The organism is Sorangium sp. So ce834 (assembly GCF_051521425.1).
GTDB classification, from domain to species: Bacteria; Myxococcota_A; Polyangia; order Polyangiales; family Polyangiaceae; genus Sorangium; species Sorangium cellulosum_D.
Genome location: NZ_CP150351.1, coordinates 10,160,413 through 10,184,483, shown reverse-complemented (window position 1 = coordinate 10,184,483; position 24,071 = coordinate 10,160,413). Strand labels below are relative to the sequence as shown.

Genomic DNA, 24,071 nt, shown 5'->3' with positions numbered 1-24,071 from the left:
CGTCTCGCGATCCCGTGACATCGCGCGTTACCACCTCGCCGGTTGGCGCGTTATCACCTCGCCGGTTGGCGCGTTATCACCGTCGCTGGCGGGCGCGTCGCCGCCCCGCTGGTCGGCGCGTCACCGCCCGCTCTCCGGCGTGTCACAGCCCTGAGGGTTTGAAGGGTGTCCGGGAGGTCGCCCGCGGAGCGCTCCGCTTCGGCTCCGGTGCCTTCGGCGTCGCGGTGCGGACGGCCGACGAGCGGGGGGCAGGCTTCGCCGTCGAGACCGTGGATCCGCCCGCCGTGCGCGGTTCCGCCCGGCCCGTCCTGGGCTTGACGGCCACGGGCGGGGTCGCTCTGGGCGCCGGCCGCGGGGCGGCGTTCGCCGCGCGGATGGCGGTGGGAGCAGGGGCATGCGCGGCTCGGCCGAGCGCGGAGCCCTGGACGGATCGGCCGGGAGCGGGGGCATGGGCGGAACCGACGGGGGGCGGGCTGTGCGCGGCCCGGCCGGGGGCGGGGACCTGGCCGGCGCCGCCGGGGGCGAGAGCCTCGACGGTCCCGGCGGGCTGTCCCGGCGCGGTGGCGTGGACCGTCGCGCCGTCGGCCACCGTCGCGGGGAGGTGGGGCGAGCTCGCGAGGACCGGGGCGCTCTCCGTCGCCTCTCGAGCGGCGGGCTCGCGCGCGCCGAAGGCGAAGAAGGCGCCCACGCCGGCCGCGAGCGCGACGGCGCAGGCGCTGGCGATCACGCTGCGGCGCACGAGGTGCTGCCGGCGGAACACGGCCTCCGAGACGACGGCGCCGAGGCCCGGCGCGCTGCCCTCGGCGCCCGAGAGGTCCGGCGCCGGCCCGAGGATCTGCAGGCCGAGCGGAGAGCGGTCGCTCAGGGGAGAGCGCTGGCTGAGCGGCTCGCCCAGGGGAGAGCGCTGGCTGAGCGGCTCGCTCCGCGGAGAGCGCTGGCTCAGGGGCGAGGGCTCGCTCAGAGGGGAGCGCTGGCTGAGCGGCGAGCGCGCCGACATCGGCCCGGACCTCGGGCCCGACGCGGGGCCGTTCCGCGCGCTGATGGGCGCGGTGAGGTCGCGCAGGCCGACCTCCTTGATGAGCGCCTCCACCGCCCGGGGCGACGACACGGCGAGGCCCGGCGTCTGCGCGGCCGCCTCCTCGAGCGCCTCGGCGAACGCCGCCGCGGTCGGGAACCGGTCGTCCGGGTCGGCGCGCAGCGCGCGCATGCAGATCGTGTCGAGCGCGGCGGGGACCGACGGCACCACGGCGCGCGGACCAGCGGGCGGGCCCTTCAGGATCTGCGCGATCAGCGCGCCGTCGTTGTCGGCCTTGAACAGGCGCTCCTCCGTGAGCATCTCCCAGAGCACCACGCCGGCCGAGTACACGTCGCTGCGGCGGTCGACCTGCTCGGCGTGGATCTGCTCGGGCGCCATGTACGAGAGCTTGCCCTTGAGCGCGTTCCCCTGCGTCGACATGAGCCTGGTCTCGGCGCGGGCCACGCCGAAGTCGGTGATGCGCGAGACGCCGTCGATGCCGACGAGCACGTTCTGCGGCGAGACGTCGCGGTGCACGAGGTTGAGCGGCTCGCCCTCGGAGCCGGTGAGCTCGTGCGCCGCGTGCAGGCCCGCGAGCACGTCGAGGAAGATACGGAGCACGATCCCGATGGGGACCCGCCGCTTCGCCCGCGCGCACGTGCGGAGCAAGAGGTGCAGCGACGGGCCCTCGATGTACTCCATGACGAGGAACAGCGGGTCCTCGACGAGATCGAAGGTCGCGACGACGTTGGGGTGGCGGACCCGCGCCGCGAGGCGCGCCTCGTCGAGGAACATCGCGACGAACTCGGGCTCCGCCGCGATGTGCGGGTGCATCATCTTCAGGGCGACGAGGCGCTCGAACCCGCCGGCGCCGAGCGCCCGCCCGAGGTACACGGTGGCCATGCCGCCCGACGCAATGGCGCGCAAGCTCTCATAGCGGCCAGCGTGCAAGGTCACCCGGCCAGGCTACACCATGCGTGGTGCGTTCTCCACGAGTCATGCGCCGCTCTCCGCGTGCGCGCGAGCGTCGCACACGGCCACGACGAAAACCCGATTTCCTTCCGATGTGAGGCGCGCTACGACCGATCGCCGACAGCCTGGGCTCACGTGATCCCTGGGTCGGCGATCGGCGGCGATGGCGCATGCGCGCGGCGATGGCGCATGCGCGCGGCGATGGCGCATGCGCGCGGCGATGGCGCATGCGCGCGGGCGCGGAGGATGCCGCGCGATCAGCTCACGATCGGCAGCCGCCTGGCCGCCGGTCGCGCGCGCGGAACGCCCTGCTCGCGCTCGCGCAATGCGAGATCATGCTCGATGATCGTTAGGGGATTCTCGTAGGCCGGTAGAGGGAGATCCCTATTCTTCGCGTACACGGGGTGTCGGCCGTGCTTCTTGTACCATTCGGCGACCGTGGCATTGGCCTTCATCTTCTCGAGGATGTTCCGCCACCCGGCGCCGGTGTTGTACGCGCAGAAGCTGATTTCGCCGAGCTGCGTTCCGTACGGAATGATGCACATCTCGGTGCGGCGGAAGTCGTAGTTGAACAGGTCCTGGAACCACATGCCCGCCACGAACAGGACCCGCCACTCGTAGTCGCGGGCGTCGCCCTCGCCGGCGTGCGCGGCGCCCGTCTGGCTCATGAACTGCTTCACCAGGGTCGCGAGGTGGAAGTTCGTCGGCGCCTTCTCGGGCCGGTAGCGGCGCAAGAGCGCGGCGACGACCTGCGCCGTCGTGAGCGCGCGGCCGCGCCCGGCGTCGAAGATCGCGCGCAGGTCGGAGAGCAGCCCCTCGACGTCGATGAAATCGAGCAGCGGGACCACCTGCTTCGTCTTCTTGTGGACGAACAGCACCGTCCCGATCCCGCAGTTCGGGTGGCACCCGCAGTTGAGCTGGCCCCAGTCCTTGTCGGGGCCGTCGAGCAGATCGGTCACGTTGCCGAAGGGGCTGAGCGCCGACAGGGGGAACCAGTCGCGGAGCGGGTCGGTCACGCCGGTCTGCCGGGCGACGTCGTGCGCGAGGTGGCTCAGCGTGTAACGCTGCTTCTCGCGCAGCTCGTCGGAGATGTCCTCGTCGCGGCCGGTGAAGCTGACCGGCTGGAAGCTGACGACCGTGACCTTGTCGGCGTTCTGGACCGCGAAGTCGATGATCGGGCCCACCTGGTCGTTGTTCACGCCGTTGACGATCGTCACGACCAGGATGACGTCGATCCCGGCGGCCGAGAGCTCCTCGATCGCCCGCAGCTTCACGTCGTAGAGGTTCGCGATCTTCCGGTGGCTGTTCGCGGCGTTCGTCACCCCGTCGAACTGCAGGTACGCCATCCGGAGGCCCGCCTCCTTGGCCTTCCTGGCGAAGCCCGGCTCCTCCGCGAAGCGGATCCCGTTCGTCGCGCACTGCACCGCGAAGTACCCTTTCTTGCGCGCGTACCGGATCGCGTCGAGGAAATGCGGGCTCAGCGTCGGCTCGCCGCCGGAGAACTGGATCGACATCTGGCGGCGCGGGCGCACCTCCGCGGCGTCGTCCAGGATGCGCGTGATCTCCTCCCAGGAGAGCTCGTGCACGTAGCCGACCTGATTGGCATCCATGAAGCACGGGTCGCACATCATGTTGCAGCGGTTCGTCAGATCCACCGTGAGCACCGAGCCGCGGCCGTACCGGATGGTGCTCGAGCCGTGGTCGTGGATCCGGTCCGGCGTCATCTCGACGTCGCGGCCGCCGAACAGGCGCTCGATCCGGGCGAGGAACTCCGGGTCGATCGAGATCGTGTCCGAGAAGAAGCCGTGCTTCGGGCACGTCTTCTCCATGACGACGCGGCCGTCGCGCGCGACGATGCGGGCGCGGATCTCCCCGGGCTTGTCATGGATGAGCTTGGTCCAGTCCGCCCTGCCACTCAGGATCTCGGCGCGCGCCTCCTTGACGCAGCGCGGGCACAGGCTGTCCGTCTCTCGAGGCCAGCCGAGCGGGGGCTTCGAGCGCTGGCCGCCCCTCGGGATCGGCTTGTCGCTCCACTTCGGGTGAAACGGCTTGGGCTCGCCGCCGAGCCGGCTCAGATGCTGCAAGACTGGCCACGCCTTGTTGGCCGATACCGTGATGGCCTTTTCCAGTGTCCGTACCAGGTCGATCAAGCGTCACCTCTCTCACAGGCCCATTTCGCGGCCGCACCGTAGGGCGACCTAGCGCGTGCTTCCATCAAATTCCAGGCTCGTCACGCCGCGTTGGCGCGCCCTCCGCGGCTCAGCCCGGGGAGTGACAGCGGGCCGTCGATCGCGGGATAGTACGGGGCGCGTATGCGATTCCTCCCTGGAACCCCCCGCGCCCTGGGCCTCGCCGCGGCGCTCGCGGCCGCGGCGGCGGCGGGCCCGGCCGTGGCGCAGCCCGCGCGGGCGGCCCGGGCCGCGGAGGACAGCGGCAGGGCGGCGGCCGAGGCCGGCGCGGCGCCGCTGCGCGGCAGCCTGGGCGTGCCCGTCGCCGAGCGGCTGCTCGCGTCGAGCGACCCGGAGGCGCGGCTGCGCGGCATCGAACGGCTCGGCGCGATCGGCACCGAGGAGGCGGTGACCGCGCTGCTCGCCGCGCTCGATCAGGGGGGCCCGGCGGCGCGGGATCCGAGGGCGCGCCTCGCGGCGGTGCGGGCGCTCGCCCCGCACGCGCAGCGCGACAGCGTGCGCCAGCTCCTCTCGCGCGAGCTCTCGGAGGGCGGCGGCCCCGCGCGCGGCGCCGCCTCGCCGCTCGGCGAGGTGCTGCGGGGCACGGCCGCCCTCGCGCTCGCGCGCACCGGCGAGCGGCGCGCGCTCGGCGCGCTCGTGAACGCGCTCGTGCAGGGCGGGGCCGCGGGGGAGGCCGCCGCGCTCGCCATGAAGGCATACCCGCCCGAGTCGCTCCAGCTCCTGCTCGGGAGCCGCAAGCGGCTCGAGCCCGCGCTCGTGAGCTTCCTCGGCGAGCTCGGCGATCTGCGGGCGATCGCGGCGCTGCGGCCGATGCTCGAGGGCGGCGATCGGGCGGCGCAGGTGGCCGCGGCGCGCGCCCTCGCGCGGCTCGGCGACGAGGCGGCGCTGGCGAAGGCGCGCGCGTGGCTGAGCAAGCCGGAGCCGGGGCTCTTCGAGGCGACCGTCGAGATCCTCGTCCACCTCGGCGCGCCGGAGGCGCCGGACGCGGTGGCGACGCTGCTCGGGTCCGAGCTCGGCCGGCTCGAGGGGCTCAGGCTGGCCGAGCTCGCGCCGGCGGAGCGGCTCGTGCCGGCGCTCGCGCGCGCGCTCCCGCTGCTCGCGGAGGACGCGCGGCCGCGCGCCGTCGCGGCGATCGGCCGCGCGGGCGGCGCGGAGGCGGCGCGGCAGCTGCGCCGGCTGACGCTCGAGCGCCCCGAGCTCGCGACGGCGGCGGCGTTCGCGCTCGCGACGATGCCCGGGGCCGAGGCGCGGGCCGCCGTCGCGGAGCTCGTCGACGGGCCGCGCGCCGCGAAGGACGCGGACCTCCGCAGGCTCGGCCTGCGCGCGGGCGTGGTGCGCGGGCTCGCGCTGCGCGACGCCCCCGCGTCGCTCGAGGGGCGGCTCCTCGCCGCGCTCGCGGCGCCGAAGGGGTCGAGCGATCGCGCCGTCGGGGTGTTCGGGGCCGTGGCGCTCGGCCTCCGCGACGCGCTCGAGCTCGTCGGCGGGTGCTCTCCGGCCTCGTGCGATCGCGCGGCGGTCCACGCGGCGGCGCGCGGCGCGCTCGCGCGGGGCGATCGCGCCCTCGCCGCGCTCGCGCCGCTGTTCGCGGAGCTCGCCGCGCCCGGCGGCGGCGCCGCGCCGGGCGGCGACGACGCCGCGCCCGACGCGGCGGCGATCTCCGCCGGCGTCGCGCTGCTCGCGGAGCCTCGGGGCGGCGCGGTCGCGACCTCGCGGCTCGCCGCGATCGCGGAGGCGGGCGGCCCGCTGTCGCCGCTCGCGGCGCGCGCGCTCGCGGCCCGCGACGACGAGGTGGTCCGCGGCAGGCTCAAGCGGCTGCTCGAGGGGAGCGACCCCGTCGTGCGCGCGCACGTCGCGCTCGGCCTCGGGAGCGACCCCTTGCCCGACAGCGTGTCGCTCCTCGCGCGCGCCTACCGCTTCGAGGACGACCCCGCGGTGCGCCGCGCGATCGTCCGCGGGCTGTCCCGGCGCGCCGAGGTGCAGCGCCGGCGCGTCCTGCTCGCGGCGCGGGATCTCGATCCCGACGAGGGGGTGCGCGCGCTCGCGCGGGCCGCGCTCTCGGGCGCCGGCGCGCCGGCGCTCGATCCGCCGCGCGCCGCGCTGGCCACGGGGGTGGTGTGGATCGCGATCGTCCCGAACGACCCGGGCGCGGCCGCGAGCGCGTCGTCGCGTCCGGCGCGGCTCGTCCGCCCGGATGGGCTGGCGATCCCGGTCGTGGCCGATCCCGACGGCGTGCTCCTCGTACCGGCGGTGCCGCCCGGGGTGAGCTCCGTCCTGCTTGCGCCGGCCGCAACACCGGGGGACGCTGGCTCATGACGACGATGAGCAACGCGACGGACGAGAGCCGCACGGGCGAGGGCCCGGGCGAGGGACCCGGCGTGGAATCCGGCGTGGAATCCGGCGTGGAATCCGGCGTGGGATCGCGCGCCGATCCCCGCGCCGCGGCGTCTCCGGCCGAGGGCGAGCGCGCTCCCGCGAGCGGCGACAAGGCCGCGGGCGCGATGTCGTTCGAGGAGTCGACGCGCCGCCTCGCGAAGATCGTGGCGGAGCTCGAGGGCGGCGATCTGCCGCTCGAGCGCGCGCTGTCGCTCTTCGAGGAGGGCATCCGGCTGTCGCGGTCGGCGCAGGAGCGGCTCGACCGCGCGGAGAAGCGCGTCGAGGAGCTGCTCGGGATGGACGCCGACGGGCGCCCGGTGACGCGCGAGTTCGAGGGCTGAGCGGAGCAAAGGTGAGATGAGGACGGCCGCGGCGCTGATCATCGGCAACGAGCTGCTCAGCGGGAAGATCGCTGACGAGAACCTGTTCGTGCTCGCGGGCACCCTGCGCGCGCTCGGCGTCAAGCTGGAGCGCGCGGTCATGGTGCTCGACGACCTCGAGGTGATCGCCGCGGAGGTGCGGGCGCTCTCGGCGTCGCACGACTGGCTCTTCACGAGCGGCGGCGTGGGCCCGACGCACGACGATCTGACGATCGCGGGCGTCGCGCGCGCCTTCGGCGTGCCGGTGGTCAGCGCGCCCGACATGGAGAGCATGCTGCGCGAGTACTACGGCGACCGGCTCACCGAGGGGCACCTGCTCATGGCGCGCATCCCGGAGGGCGCGCGGCTCGTGATCGGCGGCAGCGCCGCGTGGCCGGCCGTGGTGATGCGCAACGTGTGGATGCTGCCCGGCGTGCCGCAGATCTTCCGGGCCAAGCAGGCGCTCATCCAGGCCGAGCTCTCGGGCGGCACGCCGTTCGTCTCGCTCGCGGTGTTCACGACGCTCGACGAGGGGCAGCTCAAGCCGATGCTCGACCGCGTGGTCGAGGCGCACCGCGACGTCGACATCGGCTCCTACCCCCGGTGGTCCGGGGTCGAGTACCGCACGAAGCTCACGTTCGACGGCCTCGTCGAGGCGAAGGTGCGCGCGGCGCGCGACGCCTTCGCCGAGAGCCTGCCCGCGGGGACGGTCGTCCGCGTCGAGTGACGCGCGCCGCTCTCGCGTCTCCCTGTGAGCCCGGCCGGCGCCGCGCCGTCGGGCTCATTCGGGACGCGGCAGCCGACGGGCGGGAGCGGTGGCCGCGCCTCTCCAGCGAGCGGATGCCGACGGGGCTCCGCCGGATGACGACGGGCTCCACCTCGGATGACGGTGAGCCCCCCGTCGGATGACGGCGGGTACCAGCCTCGATGACGACGTCTCCGGGCCGGATGCCGATGGTTCCCGGCCCCATGCCGATGGGTTCCGGCCGGATGCCGATGGGCTCCGGCCGCATGCCGGCGGGCCCCAGCCCCGATGCCGATGGCTCCGGGTCGGATGCAGATGTCTCCCGGGCGGATGACGACGACGTCCACCTCGGCTGACGATGGCCCCCTCCCAGAATGACGACGCCCTCCGCCGCGATGCCGACGGTTCCGCGCCGCGCGCCGGCGGGTCGCACGTCGCGCCTCGCGCTGTCGCCATCCACGGGCACGTTCCTCGGCGCTCGCCGGCGCCATGACCAAAACTTGCCACTCCCTCGACGTGCCGCTCCGCACCTCCTTAGCCTGCGCTGATGGCCAAACATATCTCTCCTCCCGAAGAGACCGACGACGACGAGCCCACGCTCGAATCCCTGGCCGAGCGGCTCGGCAAGCCGGAGCCCGGTATCATCGAGGCCTTGCTCGACGGCACGACCGAATCCCAGCTCGTCGAGCGAGGGCGGCAGATCGCCTCCTCGCGCGTTTTGACCGATCTGCGCCGCCTCTACGCGACGGCGCACGCGTGCTGGTCGGGCGCGTCGAAGGAGAAGCGGGAGAAGCTGCGCGGCTTCTCGCCGGAGCTGCTGGCGCTCGCGGTCGACCAGGCGCTCGCGCTGGAGCGGCTGCTCGAGGCGCACGAGAGCGCCGGGCAGAAGAAGGACGCGGCGCGCGCGACGACGGACGCGGCGCTGCGCGAGCGGCTCTCGCGCGCGCTCCTCCTGCGCAATCAGGCCTACGAGGTCCTGCGCGGCGTCGCCGGCTCGGGCAAGGAGGCGCGCGAAGAGCTCGCGCAGGCGGTCGGCACCGCGGAAGATCCTGGCGCGCTCGCGCGCGGGCTCACGCAGCTCGCCGCGCTTGGCAAGCGCTACCTCGCGCAGAAGAAGGGCCCCCTCGCCGTGCGCGCCAAGCTGATGCGGCTCGACCAGGGCTACGTCGAGCGCCTCGAAGAGACCTCTAAGGAGCTGACCCAGGCGGCGAAGACCGCGGCCGCGCGCCCGGCAGGGCAGAAGGTCACGAGCGGCGATCTCGACCGGGCCGACGGCATCAACCTGATCCTGCTGGAGCAGATCGTGCGGGTGTTCGAGCGCGCCAACGAGCAGGATCCGACCATCCCGCGGCTCGTGCCCATCGCGACGCGGCGGCTCTTCAGCCGGAGCACCAGGAAGAAGCCGACCGAGGCGTCGGGCGGAGGCGGCGGCGCGTCCGGCAGCGGCAGCGCTGGAAGCGGCAGCGCCGGCGGCGCGCCGCCGGACGAGGAGGATCCGCTCGAAGGTGACGACGCGCCGGTCTGAGCCAATAGCGCCCGATCGGATCCGAGCGTCGACGGAGGGCTCAGGCTGCAATCTGGGCCCTCTTCCTTTGTTTTGTCGCGCCCTCGTCGGCGACTTTACGGGCGGACCCTCACCGGCGGCCAGCTCGCATCCATTTCCCGTGTTCCCTCGGATCTGCGTGGCCACCTGCAGTGGACGAACACCTGCGCAGCATACGTGGGCTTCTACCGCTGATTCGGCAACCAGCGCGCGTGGGGAACGCCACTGGCGCGAGGCGCATCGACTTCGCGTGCGGGACGTCACGAAGCTGTTCCGGCTGACTGCGCCGCGCGCTGTAAATCGGCGGTGAGGACCTACGGAGCGGCCGAGGCACACGGCCACAGCCGATATGCCGAGGGCGGAGGAATGGAGATCGAGGACACGCTCCTCGGCCGAGCAATGTCCTACCGCTTTTGTGAGGACGCTTGCAGCTGGCGAACGGGCGGGTGAGCGTGCGCAGGTGAGAAAAATCGCGGGGTGGAGACAATGAGGTTGAGGGAGCGATCCAAACCGAGACGGCGGAGGGCGATTCTCGCTGTGGCTATCGCCGCCCAGGCGCTTGGCGCGATGGCGGCAGGGTGTTTATGGGAGCGGGAGGAGCGCGCTCCCGGCCGGTTCTGCGCGCAAGCGAACACCAGCGTGGTCGAGCACTGCGTGGACGCGAGCGAGGGCCCGGGCAGCGCGTGGCGCGAGGCCGAGGAGGACGGCGAGCTGCCGATCCAGATATGGGCGTTCGGGCCGAACGGCGTGATGTCCGACGAGCTCGCCGCGAACGAGGCCGAGCTCCGGGCCTGGTTCGACAACATCGATCGGGCGGTGGCCTACGTGCGCGACGAGGAGAAGAACGCCGAGTCGCTCCGGGCGACCCTGCACGGCAGGCTCCTCGGGCTGCTCTCGCAGTCCAAGCTGCGCCAGGAGGCGATCTTGGAGGAGGAGCCGGTCCGCGCGTCCGACAACTTCCGGCAGGCGATGACCGACAAGGCGAGCGCCGAGAAGGAGCCGCTCGCGGCCGCGCTGGCGGCCGACAAGCAGGCGATGGCGGTCGTCCAGGCGATCTTCGACCAGGCCCGGAGTGACGCCGCGCCGCTGCAATCCAGGTACGCGGGCGTCGCGGCGCGGTTCGCCGCGTACCGCGCGACCGAGGCGGCGGAGACGGCGGCGTATGCGGCGCTCTCGGAGCGGGCGTCGCGGTCGGACCTCGACGGCCTCGACGGCGCGGCGCAGGCGGTGCTCGCGGCGGCGCGCGAGGCGAGCCAGGCGCCGAACGAGCTCGCCGCGGAGATCATGACGCTGTCGGCGGAGCTCCAGGCGCTCGCGGTCTCGTTCGAGGAGGCGCTCGCGCCGCACAAGGAGGTGCTCGCGACGCACGGAGCGGTGGCGCCGGATATGACCTCGGGGGCGCTGCGCTCGCTGAGCGCCATGCGGGGCTATGCGCAGCGGCGCGTCGCCCGGAGCGACGCGACCGCGACGGCGCTGCTCGGCGGCGTCGCGCTGCGCCGGCAGGCGCTCGAAATCCTTCAGGTGGACGAGGGGGCGCGCGAGGGGATCGCGCGCTCGCGGATCGAGAGGGCGTCGGAGGTGTTCGGCGAGGGAGCGCGCGCGCGGGTGGAGGCGCTGTCGGCGGCGCCGCCGGTCAGCGAGAAGCTCGGGCTGCCGCTGCTCGCCGAGCGGTGCGGGGCGCTCGTGGCGCTCGTGCAGATGCGGCCGCTCTGCGAGGCGGCAGGGTCGTCGTGGCGCGAGGCCGGGTGCGCCGCGCTGCGAGGGCGGTTCGACGCCGCGGAGGCGGAGCTCACGACGGGCTTGCCGCGGAAGATCGCTGCGGGGCTGGCGGAGCTGCGGGAGAAGGGGATGGCCGTGGCGGCGCTCGACGCGGCGCAGGCGAGGCTCGACGCGGGCGACGTGAAGGGCGCCGCCATCGCGTATGACGCCGCGGTGCGCGGCGCGGAGGGGACATGAGCCGGTCGGAGAAGGTTGCGCGGCGTGGCTTTCGCGCCGCGGGGTTTCAGAGGCTCGTCGCGCTGGTCACGATGGTGGCGGTGCTCTCGCCGTCGTTCGCGCGGGCCGGCACGCCGTACAGCCTGAGCTGGGAGCACCAGGAGCTCAGCGGGTCGTGCGAGGCGCCCTTCTTCGTCGGGCACGAATTCTTCAGCGTGAACGACACGCCGCTGGTCACCCACGAGGTCCCCGGCGCGCTGGTCGAGCACGCCGATGGCTCGGCGGCCAACAGGGCGGAAACGGAGTTCGACTCGGTGTTGCTGCGCATGGGAGCCAACGACTTCCACTTCCATGCGCAGAACTCCAGCGGCGAGGACTGGTGCACCGACGCGCACGAGCTGGTGCGCCTCGTCTCGGAGCCGCTCGGGCTGAACAAGCCGCTCTTCAACGTCCGGCGCCGCGGGGCGAAGTTCTCCGGCAGCACCGCGGTCGACCTGAGCCTCGCGGAGATCAACCCGGAGCTGGCGCGCGACATCGCGGAGCTGGAGGTCAGGATCGCCCGGCTGATGACGGAGCTCCTCCGCAACTCCGCGAAGGTCGCGGACCTCCGGGCGCGGATGGACCTCTTGCGGCAGCTCGACACGGAGCTGCACGACCTGGTGAGCCGGCCGCTTGACGAGATCTCGCGGACCGACCTCGACGCGATCCTCGACCGGTACGAGGACGTTGTCGACGCGGAGACGCGGGCGTCGATGCAGCAGCTCGTCGACGACCTGAAGAAGAGCGTCAGCGACCTGGAGAGCGAGCTCGCGCGGCTGCTCGACGAGTTCGGCGCGCAGGCCGATGAGGTGGCGGATCTGGCGACGCAGGACGCGCGCGCTGACGGGTGGGACCCGGACGACCCGTGGGCGTACGCGCTCGGGGAGAGCGAGGTGCCGTGGGTCGAGGTGCCGGACATCGCGGAGGTGGACGAAGCGTTCGACGAGGGGCGGGATCCCTACGCGGCGTACGCGGACGCGGTGATCGCGGCGCTGGAGGCGGACGTGAGCGGCCGGGTGGTGGTCCTCCGGGCGGACTTCGTGGCGAACGTGCGGGCATGGCGGGACAACAGCGCGGCGCTGGAGATCGCGCTGCGCGACCGGAGGGGGGTGTCGCTGGCGGAGACGAACGCGTTCCTGAAGGCGCAGAACCGGATCACCGGATTCGTGCGACGGTACATGGATGCATCGGACTGGTTCGAGGACTCGCCGGTGCCGGCGGACCTGCGGGCGCACGTGGACACGGTGCTGAAGCCGCGGTTCGATGCGCTGGCGGACCAGATGAAGGACAGCCTGAACCAGTGGACCGGGGACGGGCTCGACCTGGAGCAGACGCAGCTCTACCAGACGATCAGCGCGTTCGCGGGGGCGATGTCGACCGTCGGCGAGGGGGTCGAGGCGTACGCGGGGGTGATGCAGACGCTCGTTCACGCGACGACGCGCATGGGGGTGGGGTTCGTGCCGGTGGTGGGGCCGGCGCTCGACCTGTGCGAGGCGGTGACCGGGAAGGCGTGGTGCCTGCCGTCGGGGCAGGCGCTGAGCGACGAGGAGCGGATCTTCTCGGGAGTGGGCTTCGGGTTCGGGGCGGTCGGGCACGTCTGGCACGGAGTCGCCGTTGCCGGCGGGCTGCGGCCGGGGGCGATCCGGGTCGCCAGGAAGATCGAGGAGATCGAAGACCCCGTCATGGCCGCGCTGCACGGGAACCGGCGCACATGGTACAAAACGCTGCGCGGAGCGGTCACGAGCAAGCCGCTCGACGCATTCGAGAAGAAGGCGGCCAAGTTCATGCTGGACGACGGGCGGGCGCTGATCGGCGTCGGCGACGATGGCGTGCGCGACGTGCTGCGCATCCCGACAGAGTCACCCCCCGGCACCGACCTTGCCAAAGCTCCCGACTTCTTGTCGGTCACCAAGGGGAACGCTCTCGCCCTCAGCGAGGTGAAGTCGATTGAGAACGGGAGCGTCGACGTCAACAAGGCGCTCAAGCAGTTGACGAACGGGATGGAGGCTCTCAAGAATAAGGGACTCGCTGGAGACGTTCAAAGGATCGAGCTCATCATGCCCAAGGGCGCGCCGCTCAATAATGAGGATCTGAAGATAGTAAACGGCTACTTGGTCAGAGTAAGCACGGGCGAGCGCATCACCATCAAGCGTTTCAAGAATTTGGTCATGGTCATCCAGCTATGAGCGATTCGGGTCCTTGGTTCTATGCGTGGTGTGACGAGGCGGCCAGGCTCGACGCGTTCGAGGCGGCCTTGGGTGCCCTTGTCCACCCGAAGGCGCGCTGCGATGTCGCCATCACCTCGCTCGACGCTCCCGCGGAGATATGGCGCCGTTCGATTCTCATCGACGAGGTCGTCACAGTGATACGTGCCGCCTTTGCTCCGGGTACGCACGTCTCCGTAGACTTCGGAGCGCAGCTGAGATCCGGGCGCTGGCCCTGCTTCGACATCGAGTGCTTCGGTGAGGAGTACGAGCGCCGGCATCCCTCCGGCCCGGTGCGCGGGTCGCCTTTCGACCGGAGGGATCTGCTCTCGTCGAGCCTCGAAATCGCCGCCGGCACGATGCGCGGTGTGGAGATCGAGGCGGCGATCGCGTCAATTCAAGTCCAGCAGGACATCGAGGATCTCCTGATCCGCCTCTGCGCGCCGGAGGCGCATGGACACGTGAAGACCGGCGCGTGCGTGGACGTTGGGCATTGGGGCGCCCCCGTCGAGACATGCGCGACCTACCACGCGGACGCCGCGTCGGTTGCGCGCGACCTCGCCCTCTCATGGGTCCACCTGCACGAGGGTGACAAGACAGCGCTGACCGCGGGGATGTCGCTCGAGTTGCTGCGCGCGCGCATCGACGCCGCTCCGCATGGGGCATGGGTCGGCATTGCAGGCGACGTCGATCTTTTGCGCCAGCATACGCGGATGGACTGGGCCGCGGCGGCGTCGAGAGACACGCGACCTACGCGCGTCGACGCCGTTCGTCGCGGAGCACGCGCCCCCATCGAGGGTGACGCCGAGCTCACGCGCGAAACCGTCCTCAAGGCGCTGGATACGCCTCCGAGCCTACTCCTCGACGCGCTCGAAGCCTCTGCAGTGCCCGACGACGATTGGCGCAGCGTCGAGTCGACCGCCCGCGAGACCATCGCAGCGACGAAGGAGGGTGCGGCCACCTACCAGGCGGACGTCGTCTCGCGCAAGCACGTCCAGTTCATCAAGCGCCACGCCCCCTTTCACGTGCAACGCCTGCCGACCGGCGGCGTGATGCTGGCGACCCACCCGTACCGCACGCTCTGGCCGCTCTGGGCGGATGCGCTCTTCGCCCTCGGCATTGTGCCGTAGGTGAAAGCGATGGGATGCTCGCCCGGCTCAGAGCCAGTGTCCTCCGCCGTCGTCCGTCCGGCCTCTCCTTGCCGGGCATCACGTCATGATGTAACGGTGTGTCGGTTTCGCTCGCGGCTCATTGGGCCTCGCGGGCAGGTGGACCCGTTATTGGAGACAGGAGACGCGATCCATGAGCAAAGACCCTCACGCGAAGCGATTCGAGATTCAGCGGCTCGTCGAGCGCTCGCTCGACGTGGCCAGGCACGCGCTGCTGCAACAGGGCTCGTTCCTTCCTGGGTTCATCGCAGTCCAGCCGAACGGGAAGTACGACATCGGGGTGGCAGCGCAGGGCGGCGCCCAAGGTTCGAACCTGCTCATCATGACGCTGAAGCAGAAGGCATCGGCAAAGCAGATCAAAGCGGCTGCTGTTTATCGAGATGTGCGGGTCCGCCCCCAAGGCGCATCGGAGGATGTTGACGCCATTCAAGTCGTGGCCGAGTTCGCGTCGGGGGAGTCGTATAACGTATTCCAGGTTTACCGCATGGACGAGGAGAAGCTGGTCTTCGAGGAGGGGCGGGAGGTCGAGCGAGTCCCCCCTGTCATCTTCGCGGAGTCGGATCGAAGCGGGGCAGGCACCAAGCGATGGTGGGAATTCTGGAAGTGAGCTCCTCTTCACCGGGGCTATCGCGCCGTGCACGCTTTACCATCTCCGAACCTCACACCCCGGCCGCAGGTCCCCGACGGCGCACCCCTCCCTGAGCGCGCGGAGCGCGCGATGAGGGAGGGGCGGACCGCGCGCAGGCGCGAAGCGCCGAGCACGGGCCGGGGGTGGGCATCGGCTCTCTCTCGGCTGCCCATCGCTCCTTCAGAACCTTCCCCGTCGACGGCCAACACCGAGGGGTGGGACCCGGACGACCCGTGGAACTACGCGCTCGGGGAGGGCGAGGTGCCGTGGGTCGAGGTGCCGGACATCGCGGAGGTGGACGGGGCGTTCGATGAGGGGAGGGACCCGTACGCGGCCTACGCGGACGCGGTGATCGCGGCGCTTTCGGCGGACGTGAGCGGCGGGGTCGTGGTCGCGCGGGCGGACTTCGTGGCGAACGTGCGGGCGTGGCGGGACAACAGCGCGGCGCTGGAGATCGCGCTGCGCGACCGGATGGGGGTGTCGCTGGCGGAGACGAACGCGTTCCTGAAGGCGCAGAACCGGATCACGGCGTACGTGCGGCGGTTCATGGATGCGTCGGACTGGTTCGTGGACTCGCCGGTGCCGGCGGACCTGCGGGCGCACGTGGACACGGTGCTGAAGCCGCGGTTCGATGCGCTGGCGGACCAGATGAAGGACAGCCTGAACCAGTGGACCGGGGACGGGCTCGACCTGGAGCAGACGCAGCTTTACCAGACGATCAGCGCGTTCGCGGGGGCGATGTCGACCGTCGGCGAGGGCGTCGAGGCGTACGCGGAGGTGATGCAGACGCTGGTGCACGCGACGACGCGCATCGGGGTGGGGTTCGTGCCCGTGGTCGGGCCGACGCTCGACCTGTGCGAGGCCGTGACGGGCAAGGAGTGGTGCCTGCCGGCCGGGCGAGAGTTGAGCGATGAGGAGCGGATCTTTTCGGGGATGGGGTTCGGGGTTGCGGCCATCGGGCCGATGTGGCGCGCCGTCAAGACCAGCAGCGGGCTGCGACCGTCCGCGATCCGGGTGGCCGGGGAGATCGCGGAGATCGAGGAGGCGTTCGCGCAGATTGTCAAGACGAACCGCGTCAGGGGGTACAAGAACCTCCGCGGAGCGATCACCAAGTTCGAGGTGGACATCTTCGAGAAGAAGGCGGCGAAGTTTCTGGTGGACGACGGTCGATCGCTCGTCGGGGTCGGTGACGACGGCGTGCGCGAGGTGGTCGGCATTCCGAAGCACTCAAGCCCTGGTGGCGACGAGGCGCTGGCGCCCGACTTCGTGTCGATATCCAGGGGGCACGAGCTGATCGTGAGCGAGGCAAAGGGCGGCGGAACGATCCCGGTCAGGAAGGTGCGCAAGCAGCTCTCGAACGCAATGAAGGCACTAAAGGAGAAGAAACTGGATGGAGACGTGGTCCGGGTCGAGCTCATCATGGAGCAGGGGGCGAAGTTCGATCCGAAGAAGTACACGGTCAAGGACGGCTACCTGTTCGATTCGGACGAGGGCAAGCCCCTTACCCTCGACGGTTTCAACAAATTCATCATGGTGATCCGGCTATGAGCTATTCAGGACCTCGATTCTTCGCCTGGTGTGACGAGGCAGAACGGATCGACGCGTTTACGGCGGCACTGTCTGAGCTGGTCGTCCCAGGGGCTCTCATCGATCTGATGATGAGTGCGACCATTTCGTGCGAGACGCGATCCATCGACGAGGTGCTCGCCGTGGTGCGTGCTCACTTCGGAGGACAGAAGAGCGCTCACGTAGGCTCCGGTGTGAGGCTGAACGATTCCGATCGCGTCATCACGTTCGACCTCGCGTGCTACCCTGAAGAAAGCGAACGTCGCCATCCTTACGGCCCCCTCAAGGTGGAGGCGGGTGAACGTAAGTGCGACTTCTACCCCTACGAGATCCCCGTGGGTGGTGGTCCGCGCTCAATCGAGGCCGAGGCCGCGGTCGCTTGTCACCTGATCCAGGGCGACATCGAGGATCTCCTGCTCCGCCTCTGCGCGCCGGACGCGAGCGGGCGCGTGCCGACTGGCGCCTGCACCGACAAGGAGGACTGGCTCGCCCCGGTCGAGATGTGCGCGACCTATAACGCGAACGCGGTGGAGCTCGCGCGCGACCTCGCCCTCTCCTGGGTGAGCCTGCACGAAAAGCAGAGCGTGTCGCGCATCGCGGGCATGTCGCTGGAAGCGCTACACGCCCGCATCGACGCCGCGCCGCGGGGCGCGCGCGTGCCCATGAAAGGCACGCACGAGCTCAGCAGCTCGCTCTCCCGCGAGACCGTGCTCAAGGCGCTCGCGACGCCGCCGGCCACGCTGCTCGATGCGCTCGAGGCGGCAGCGGTGCCCGACGACACGTGGCGCGCAGCCGAACCCCAGGCGCACGAGATCATGGAGCTGCTCCGTCAGCTCGGGGAGGCCGAGGGCGAGGGCCCGCCCGCTTTTCGGGCAAAGGTCACGACGCGCGGGCACACCCGCTTTCTCGAAGAGCACGCGCCCTTCCACGTGCGCCGCCTGCCGAGCGGCGGCGTGATGTTGGCCACGCACCCGTACCGCACGCTCTGGCCGCTCTGGGCAGACGCGCTCTTCGTGCTCGGTCTGATGTCCTGAAGCGCCTCGTGCACGCTCTCCCTTTTCCGGACTTCGCATCCCGACCCCAGATGCGCGACGGCGCACCCCTCCCTGAGCGCGCGGAGCGCGCGATTAGGGAGGGGCGGACCGCGCGCAGGCGCGGAGCGCCGAGCACGGGCCGGGGGTGGGCATCCGCTCTCTCGGAGCCGTCCTCCGCCCTTGCCGATCCGTCCTCATCGAGGACCAACACCGAGGGGTTCTATCCGGACGACCCGCGGGCGTACGCGCTCGGGGAGAGCGGGGTGCCGTGGGTGGAGGTGCCGGGCATCGCGGAGGTGGACGGGGCGTTCGACGAGGGGAGGGATCCCTCATCATCGACGACCCAATCATCCGCGGCCCGTCTCGCGCTGCTCCTGGCGCGCCGCCCTGGCGGCCGCCACCCTCCGCCGCCGCTCCGCCGCCCCGCAGGCGCGCCGATCGCCGCGGCGCCGCGCGCCGGCCGCCGGGCCCGCCGCGTGCTTGTGGCCGGCGCATGAGCTCCTGGAAGCGCGCCGCGCCGCTGCCCCATCACCTCCCCGTCCACGATTCGTACACCGACGATCCCGCGGCGCTCGCCGCCTTCATCGGCCCGCGCGAGCGCGCCCTCGAGGAGGGGATCTGGTCGCTCGGCGACGCCGACCTGCTCGCGATCGTGCTCGGCACCGGGCTGGTCGGCACGCCCGTCACGATCGTCTCCGCCGCGCTCCTCTCGCGCTTCTCCGGGCTGGAGGGGCTCTCGCGGCTCGGCCCGCACGCGCTCGCCGAGCACCCCGGCCTCGGCCTCGCGAAGGCGCTCCGGATCGCCGCGTCGCTCGAGCTCGGGCGGCGCGCGTTCGAGCGCGCGGTGCGCCCGCGGCCGCCGGTGCGCACGTCGGCCTCCATCGCGGCGTGGTGCGCGGCGCAGCTCGGCCCGCTCGATCACGAGCAGATGTGGGTAATCTCGCTCGACGGCCGCAACGGGATGAGGGGAGCGCGCCGGGTCGCGCAGGGCGGGCTCCACGGGTGCTCGGTCACGGCGAAGGACATCCTGCGCGCCGCGCTCTCGGACGCGGCCTCGGCGCTCGTGCTGGTGCACAACCACCCGAGCGGCGACTCCGCGCCGTCCCCCGAGGACGTGGCCATGACCGACGCGGTCGCCGCGGCCGGCGAGGTGATCGGGGTGCCGCTCGTCGACCACGTCATCCTCGCGCCGGACGGCCACTACTCGTCGCTGCACGATCTCGGGATGATCAAGCCCGGCGACGCGCCGGCGGAGGGCGAAGCCGGCGCGCGCCCCGCGCAGGCAGGGGCAGCCGCCGCTGGTCCCGGCCGCGCGGGCCACGGCCAGCGCTAGCGCCGCGCGCGTCGACGGCGGTGAGCCGTTTTGCGACCCTGCCGTGACTCCAGGGGGCCGGTCGGCTCACGAGGCGGCGCTCGGCGTTCGGTCATGTCCAGCGGAGCCCTACGATCATGGTGATGCGCGCCCGAGCTCTCGCCCCCCCTCGAAGGCTCGGCGTGGTCGCCTACGCGAGCGACGAGGCGCTCGTGGAGGGGCTCCGCGCGAGGCACCCCGCCGCCCTCGCCGCCTTTCACGATCGCTTCTCCGGGCACGTGCTCCGCGTCCTCGGCCGGCTGCTCGGCAGCAGCCGCGACCTGTCCGACGCTCACCACGACGCCTTCGTCCGCGCGCTGTCCTCCCTCGACACCCTGCGCGATCCGGCGGCGCTGAAGGCGTGGATGACGTCGGTCGCGGTGTTCACGGCGCGCACCTGCATCCAGCGGCGCGCGCGCCGGAGATGGCTCCTCTTCTTCGCCCCCGACGAGCTCCCGCCCCTCGTGGCGCGCCCGTACGAAGGCGACGCGCACGAGGCGCTGCGCGCGACCTATCGAGCGCTGGACCGGCTCCCGGCCGACGAGCGCATCGCGTTCGCGTTGCGGCGCATCGACGGCATGGAGCTCCAGGAGGTCGCCGACGCGTGCGGCGTCTCGCTCGCGACCATCAAGCGGAGGCTGGCCCGCGCGGAAGCCAACTTCCTCGAGGCGGCGCGGGACCAACCCGCGCTCGAGGAGTGGCTGAAATGAGGCTCGTCAAGGGCGACCGCCCCTCGCTCGACCGTCTCCGTGAGCTCGGCCGCGCCCAGGATGAGGCGCTCGCGGCGCAAGATCTCGAGGGCGCGCGCGAGCGATTCCTGGAGCGCGCGGCCGGCGGAGCCGCGCGTCCCGGGGCTGCCCGCCTCGGACCCGCGCGCCCTCGGTGGATCGCGCCCGCGGCCTTCGTCGCGCTGGCAGGCGCTTGTGCGGTCCTGCTCCTCGTCCTGCTCCCCTCGTCGAGGTCGCTCTCGTTCTCGGTCGGGTCGGCGCAAGGGCAGGTCGGGACGTGGATCGCCGCCGCGGATGCTCCTCTGCCGATCCGCTTCTCGGACGGCACGTCGCTCGCGCTGGACGCGAACGCCCGGGCGCGCGTGGTGGCCGCCGACGCTCGCGGGGCGCGGGTGCTGCTGGAAGCCGGCCGGCTCACGGCGACGGTGACCCACACCGCGACGAGCACCTGGAATTTCGACGTCGGCCCGTTCGATGTGCTGGTGACGGGTACGCGCTTCGAGCTGAGCTGGTCCCCGGTGGACGAGGAGCTCACGCTGGTGCTGCGGGAAGGATCGGTCGCCGTGTCGGGGCCGCTCGTGGGGGGGCGGCGCGCCGTCGCTGCGGGAGAGACGCTCGAGGTCTTCTGCAAAGAGCAGCGCTTCGAGCTCACGCGCGGGGAACCGCGCGCCAAGGGCCCGCCTCCGCCGTCGTCCACGCCCATCGCCCCGGCCGCGCCCATCGCTCCGGCGGCCTCCGGGCCGGCCCCGGCGGCGACCGGCGACACGGTCGCGAAGACCGCGGGCGCATCCACGCGCGGGCCGAGCTGGCGCGACCTCGTGGACGCCAACAGGTACGACGAGGCCATGACGGCGGCCGAGGCCGAGGGCTTCGACCGGCTCGCCGCCCGCGCGAGCGCGGCGGATCTGCTGATGCTCGCCGACGCCGCGCGCTTCTCGGGGAAGCCGGAGCGCGCGGCGGCGGCGCTCACCGCGGCGCGGAGCCGGTTCGCGGGCTCGGGCGAGGCGGCGAAGGCCGCCTTCCATCTCGGCCGGATGGCGTTCGACCAGCGGCGATCCTACGCCGAGGCCGAGCGTTGGTTCGGCGTGTACCTCGGAGAGCAGCCGGGCGGATCCTTGGCGCAGGAAGCGCTCGGGAGGATCATCGAATGCAGAGCGCTGATGGGCTCGGACAGCGGGGCCCGGGAGGCCGCGCGGCGCTACCTGGAGCGCTATCCGGCGGGGCCCCACGCCGATCACGCCAAGAGCCTCCTCGAGGAGGAGTGAGTGCGATCGCGAAGGACGGCGCGCGCGGCGCGCGGCGGAGCCTGGGCGATCGGGCTCTGCCTCCTCGGCGCATCCGGGGCGCGCGCGGCGCCGCCGGAGCCGCCACGCCCGAAGGTCGTCCTGATCGCCGATCGCCGGACCGACTCCATCATGGCCCGCGTCTACGCCGAGCTCGCGACGCTCGGGTTCACGGTCGTGGTCGTGCGGGGCGACGCGGATCCGCCCTCGCGCGGGCCCGTCGAGGCGAGCGCGCGAGAGGACGGCGCGGCGGCGGTGATCCGGGTGAGGGAGGTGCCGGGTGGCGTCGATGTCTCGATCGAGCATGGCGCGACGGGCGAGTCGGTCCAGCGCACCGTGATGGACGACGATCCCCCCACGGTCGCGATCCGCGCGGTGGAGCTCCTGCGCGCGAGCCTCCTGGAGGTGCGCTCGCCCCAGCCGTCGCGGGGCGAGGTCGGCGCCGAGCCGAAGGCCAGGACCGCCGTCGACGCGCAGCGACCGCCGCCGGCCAAGCCGGCGCCCGTCGCCGCCGCGCGCCCGCGCGCCGACGGCGCCTCCCGCGCGCCGCCCGCTCCGCCGTCCAGGCCAGGCGAGACCCGGAGCGCGCCGACGTTCGGCGTCGGGGCGGCGCCCGCCCTGCTGTGGAGCGCAGGCGGTGTGCCCGCCTCCCCGATGCTGGATGTGTCGGGGTACGCGATGATCGGGTCTCGACTCGGGCTCTCCTCCTTCGCCCAGATCCCGCTCGGCAGCGTGAGCCGAGAGGGCAAAGAGGGCACGCGGCACGTGCGGGTGGCGCTCGCCGCCCTCGGGGTGCGCGTCCCGCTCGGCCCCAGCGACGCCGCGTGGCTGCCCTCGGTCGGCGCGGGGCTCGCCGCCGCCTGGCTGCATGTCGAGGGCGAAGGCCGCTCGCCCGAGTACGTCGGCGCGTCGGACGACGCGTACGCGCTCGCGCCGTACCTGCGCGCGGGGCTCTCGTTCGCGCCGGTTCCGTACCTGCGCATCAGCGAGCACTTCCTCGCCGGGATCGCAACGCCGCGCATCGTGATCGACGCCGCTGGCCGCGCGGCCGACACGTGGGGTCGCCCGTTCCTGGGCGCATCCCTCGGGGTGGAGGTCGCGCTGCCGTGAGCCGAAGAGGGCGGCTGTCGTGACCTCACTACAGAACGTCTGGACGCCGGGCGCTCGGGCGCCTGGCGTGGAGGGCTGCATGAAGATCACGGTGACGAAGCTCTGGGCTCTTGCCTTGTCGATGGCCTTCGCGTGCGCGCCGGCGGCGTGCTTCGACAGCCACGTCGATCCGATCGTGGAAGTTCACCTGGCGACCTCCGTCGCGGGGGCTACCGAGGGGCCGTGGGCTGCCTGCGTCGTTTCCCCCGAGGACGAGAGCTCCTTCGCCCTCCCCCTCGTCTGTCCGGATCCCGGACCGGACGGCGAAGAGCGCATGTGCTCGGCGGCGTACGTGGCCGAGAGACAGGAAGATGGATCGATGTGGTGCGACGTGGCGGCGGTCTGCATGTACGAGTGCGAGACGGCGGCGGACTGCCCGCAGCCGCAGAGCGGGACCGCCACGCCCGTGTGCAACTCGGTCTGCTCGTTGCCCTGCGACGAGGACACCACGTGCCCGAACGGTATGGAGTGCTGGCACCTGCGCCACGGGCCCGGTCTCGTCGACGAGCAGGGCTTCTGCATGTGGAAGTACGAATGTGACTGAAGGTCGCGATCGGCGAACCGGGTGCCGCGTCGCCTGAGATCCTCGCCGGCGGGCACCGCTAGCCGCGCCGGCTGACCAGGATGCCGTGCCGCTCGCCGCCGGGCCTCCCCGCGGTGCCCGGGACGCTCGCGAACCGCAGCGTCGCGCCGCCCCAGTCGATCGACGGGCTCCCCTTGAGCAGCGACGCGTAGAGCGCGCTCGCCTGCGTCATCGGGCAGCCGAGCGCCTCGCGCAGGAACGTGAGCGACGCGCCCGTCGCGTAGCTCACGGGCGCCTGCCGGCCGTCCTCGCCGATCACGGTGACCTCGAAGACGTCGTCCTCGGCGCGCGCGGCGCGGTCCGGATCGGTCAGCGCGAGGTGCAGCGCCTCGATCGTGCCCCCGCCCGCGTCGAGCGTCACGTGGAGCTCGAGGAGCGGCGCCGTGTAGCGGACGATCCGCCGCGCGCCGCCGCCCTCCACCGGGACGGGCGGCGCCAGCGTCTCGCGGCGCCTGAGCTGCGCCTCGACGACGAGCGCCGACCGCGCGAGCTCCCGCTCCGTCTTGCCGAGCAGCCGGCGCGCGCGCATCTCGGCGAGCGCGCGCCTCAGCACCTCGCGGTTGCTCGCCGCCCGCTCGTGGCCCGGCTCGCGCGCGAGCAGCGCCTCGAGCTCGCGGAGCGCCTGCTCGTGCTCTCCGATCGACGCGAGCGCGTCGGCGAGCGTGAGCCGCGCGTCGGCGAACGCGGGCGCGCGCCGCACCGCCTCGCGGTACGCCGCGATCGCCGGCGCGATGTCCCGCCGCGCCTCGTGCGCGAGCCCGAGCGCGAAGGCCGCCCGCCCGTCGTCCGGCGCCGCCTCGCACGCCCGCGCGAGCCAGCGCGCCGCCTCGTCGTAGAGGCGCTCGTCGTAGAGCACGATCCCGAGCTCGCGCAGCACCCGCGGGTCGGGCGGCTCGATCGCGGCGCCCCGCCGGAGCTCGGCGGCCGCGTCGTCGAGCCGGCCGAGGCGGACCAGCGCGCGGGCGTAGGCGAGGCGCGCCTCGGCGTCGCCGCCGCCTCGCTCCACCGCGGCCGCGAGCGCCGGCGCCGCGTCCGCCCAGCGGCCCTCCGCCGAGTATGCCGCCCCGAGCGCGAGCCACGCCCCCGCGTCGTCCGGCGCGCCCGCGAGGTACCCCTCGAGCCCGGCGATGCCGCCGGCCATGTCTCCTCGGCTCAGCAGGTCGAGCGCGCGGGCGCGCTGCGCGTCGGGCGGCGTCATGGCGGCAG

The 24,071-nt window shown here is 72.6% G+C and carries 18 protein-coding genes; 15 read left to right on the top strand and 3 right to left on the bottom strand.

The features are described from left to right. Positions 1-142 precede the first annotated feature (142 nt). Together WMF20_RS37505 and WMF20_RS37500 are read right to left on the bottom strand one after the other, a co-directional pair. The gene (locus WMF20_RS37505; RefSeq protein ID WP_437606590.1) at positions 143-1,942 is read right to left on the bottom strand and encodes a protein kinase domain-containing protein; all 1,800 of its coding nucleotides are present in this window, start codon (positions 1,940-1,942) and stop codon (positions 143-145) included. Positions 1,943-2,244: 302 nt separating this feature from the next. Further along, positions 2,245-4,071 (bottom strand): radical SAM protein, encoded by a 1,827-nt coding sequence (locus WMF20_RS37500; RefSeq protein WP_437606589.1) that lies wholly within the window; start codon positions 4,069-4,071, stop codon positions 2,245-2,247. Between the two features lie 228 nt (positions 4,072-4,299). Between WMF20_RS37500 and WMF20_RS37495 the strand changes: the two genes are divergently transcribed. The 15 genes from WMF20_RS37495 to WMF20_RS37425 all read left to right on the top strand — a co-directional run bounded on the left by WMF20_RS37495 (position 4,300) and on the right by WMF20_RS37425 (position 22,826). Further along, positions 4,300-6,489 carry a HEAT repeat domain-containing protein gene (locus WMF20_RS37495; protein ID WP_437606588.1) on the top strand — a complete coding sequence of 730 codons (2,190 nt, stop codon included), beginning with the start codon at positions 4,300-4,302 and terminating at the stop codon, positions 6,487-6,489. Next, on the top strand, positions 6,486-6,890 hold the full coding sequence (gene xseB / locus WMF20_RS37490; RefSeq protein ID WP_437606587.1) for an exodeoxyribonuclease VII small subunit: 405 nt from the start codon (positions 6,486-6,488) through the stop codon (positions 6,888-6,890). Before WMF20_RS37495 ends, xseB begins: the two co-directional genes overlap by 4 nt. Positions 6,891-6,906: 16 nt before the next feature. Continuing rightward, positions 6,907-7,635, top strand: coding sequence for a competence/damage-inducible protein A (locus tag WMF20_RS37485; RefSeq protein WP_129578782.1), 729 nt, complete (start codon positions 6,907-6,909; stop codon positions 7,633-7,635). Positions 7,636-8,200: 565 nt separating this feature from the next. Continuing rightward, complete coding sequence (locus tag WMF20_RS37480) at positions 8,201-9,178, top strand: hypothetical protein (RefSeq protein WP_437606586.1); 978 nt, start codon at positions 8,201-8,203, stop codon at positions 9,176-9,178. Positions 9,179-9,835: 657 nt separating this feature from the next. Then, positions 9,836-11,152 (top strand): hypothetical protein, encoded by a 1,317-nt coding sequence (locus tag WMF20_RS37475; RefSeq protein ID WP_437606585.1) that lies wholly within the window; start codon positions 9,836-9,838, stop codon positions 11,150-11,152. Continuing rightward, positions 11,149-13,356: a hypothetical protein gene (locus WMF20_RS37470; RefSeq protein WP_437606584.1), complete on the top strand. Its 2,208-nt coding sequence runs from the start codon at positions 11,149-11,151 to the stop codon at positions 13,354-13,356. The genes WMF20_RS37475 and WMF20_RS37470 overlap by 4 nt, the downstream gene beginning before the upstream one ends. Continuing rightward, positions 13,353-14,504 carry a hypothetical protein gene (locus WMF20_RS37465; RefSeq protein ID WP_437606583.1) on the top strand — a complete coding sequence of 384 codons (1,152 nt, stop codon included), beginning with the start codon at positions 13,353-13,355 and terminating at the stop codon, positions 14,502-14,504. Before WMF20_RS37470 ends, WMF20_RS37465 begins: the two co-directional genes overlap by 4 nt. A gap of 172 nt (positions 14,505-14,676) precedes the next feature. Continuing rightward, entirely contained in the window at positions 14,677-15,150 is a 474-nt protein-coding gene (locus tag WMF20_RS37460; RefSeq protein ID WP_437606582.1) for a hypothetical protein, read from the top strand. A 282-nt stretch (positions 15,151-15,432) separates the two neighbouring features. Then, complete coding sequence (locus WMF20_RS37455) at positions 15,433-16,719, top strand: hypothetical protein (protein WP_437606581.1); 1,287 nt, start codon at positions 15,433-15,435, stop codon at positions 16,717-16,719. After that, the gene (locus WMF20_RS37450) at positions 16,716-17,771 is read left to right on the top strand and encodes a hypothetical protein (RefSeq protein ID WP_437606580.1); all 1,056 of its coding nucleotides are present in this window, start codon (positions 16,716-16,718) and stop codon (positions 17,769-17,771) included. The genes WMF20_RS37455 and WMF20_RS37450 overlap by 4 nt, the downstream gene beginning before the upstream one ends. Positions 17,772-18,264: 493 nt before the next feature. Beyond that, a complete protein-coding gene (locus WMF20_RS37445) occupies positions 18,265-19,104 on the top strand; it encodes a JAB domain-containing protein (RefSeq protein ID WP_437606578.1) in 840 nt (279 codons plus the stop codon). A 122-nt stretch (positions 19,105-19,226) separates the two neighbouring features. Next, the gene (locus WMF20_RS37440) at positions 19,227-19,832 is read left to right on the top strand and encodes an RNA polymerase sigma factor (protein WP_437606576.1); all 606 of its coding nucleotides are present in this window, start codon (positions 19,227-19,229) and stop codon (positions 19,830-19,832) included. After that, positions 19,829-21,115 carry a FecR domain-containing protein gene (locus WMF20_RS37435; RefSeq protein WP_437606575.1) on the top strand — a complete coding sequence of 429 codons (1,287 nt, stop codon included), beginning with the start codon at positions 19,829-19,831 and terminating at the stop codon, positions 21,113-21,115. Before WMF20_RS37440 ends, WMF20_RS37435 begins: the two co-directional genes overlap by 4 nt. Next, positions 21,116-22,243 carry a hypothetical protein gene (locus WMF20_RS37430; RefSeq protein WP_437606574.1) on the top strand — a complete coding sequence of 376 codons (1,128 nt, stop codon included), beginning with the start codon at positions 21,116-21,118 and terminating at the stop codon, positions 22,241-22,243. 19 nt (positions 22,244-22,262) lie between these two features. Continuing rightward, on the top strand, positions 22,263-22,826 hold the full coding sequence (locus tag WMF20_RS37425; protein ID WP_437606572.1) for a hypothetical protein: 564 nt from the start codon (positions 22,263-22,265) through the stop codon (positions 22,824-22,826). Between the two features lie 58 nt (positions 22,827-22,884). On the opposite strand, the gene WMF20_RS37420 is transcribed toward WMF20_RS37425, so the two are convergent. Beyond that, positions 22,885-24,063: a tetratricopeptide repeat protein gene (locus WMF20_RS37420; protein ID WP_437606571.1), complete on the bottom strand. Its 1,179-nt coding sequence runs from the start codon at positions 24,061-24,063 to the stop codon at positions 22,885-22,887. Positions 24,064-24,071 lie beyond the last annotated feature (8 nt).

Excerpts from the sequence above, each read along its gene's own strand:
- WMF20_RS37445 (WP_437606578.1), top strand. The coding sequence starts at position 18,265 with ATGAGCTCCTGGAAGCGCGCCGCGCCGCTGCCCCATCACCTCCCCGTC.
- WMF20_RS37420 (WP_437606571.1), bottom strand. The coding sequence starts at position 24,063 with ATGACGCCGCCCGACGCGCAGCGCGCCCGCGCGCTCGACCTGCTGAGC.
- WMF20_RS37450 (WP_437606580.1), top strand. The coding sequence starts at position 16,716 with ATGAGCTATTCAGGACCTCGATTCTTCGCCTGGTGTGACGAGGCAGAA.
- WMF20_RS37470 (WP_437606584.1), top strand. The coding sequence starts at position 11,149 with ATGAGCCGGTCGGAGAAGGTTGCGCGGCGTGGCTTTCGCGCCGCGGGG.
- xseB (WP_437606587.1), top strand. The coding sequence starts at position 6,486 with ATGACGACGATGAGCAACGCGACGGACGAGAGCCGCACGGGCGAGGGC.
- WMF20_RS37435 (WP_437606575.1), top strand. The coding sequence starts at position 19,829 with ATGAGGCTCGTCAAGGGCGACCGCCCCTCGCTCGACCGTCTCCGTGAG.
- WMF20_RS37460 (WP_437606582.1), top strand. The coding sequence starts at position 14,677 with ATGAGCAAAGACCCTCACGCGAAGCGATTCGAGATTCAGCGGCTCGTC.
- WMF20_RS37495 (WP_437606588.1), top strand. The coding sequence starts at position 4,300 with ATGCGATTCCTCCCTGGAACCCCCCGCGCCCTGGGCCTCGCCGCGGCG.
- WMF20_RS37485 (WP_129578782.1), top strand. The coding sequence starts at position 6,907 with ATGAGGACGGCCGCGGCGCTGATCATCGGCAACGAGCTGCTCAGCGGG.
- WMF20_RS37465 (WP_437606583.1), top strand. The coding sequence starts at position 13,353 with ATGAGCGATTCGGGTCCTTGGTTCTATGCGTGGTGTGACGAGGCGGCC.
- WMF20_RS37440 (WP_437606576.1), top strand. The coding sequence starts at position 19,227 with ATGCGCGCCCGAGCTCTCGCCCCCCCTCGAAGGCTCGGCGTGGTCGCC.
- WMF20_RS37480 (WP_437606586.1), top strand. The coding sequence starts at position 8,201 with ATGGCCAAACATATCTCTCCTCCCGAAGAGACCGACGACGACGAGCCC.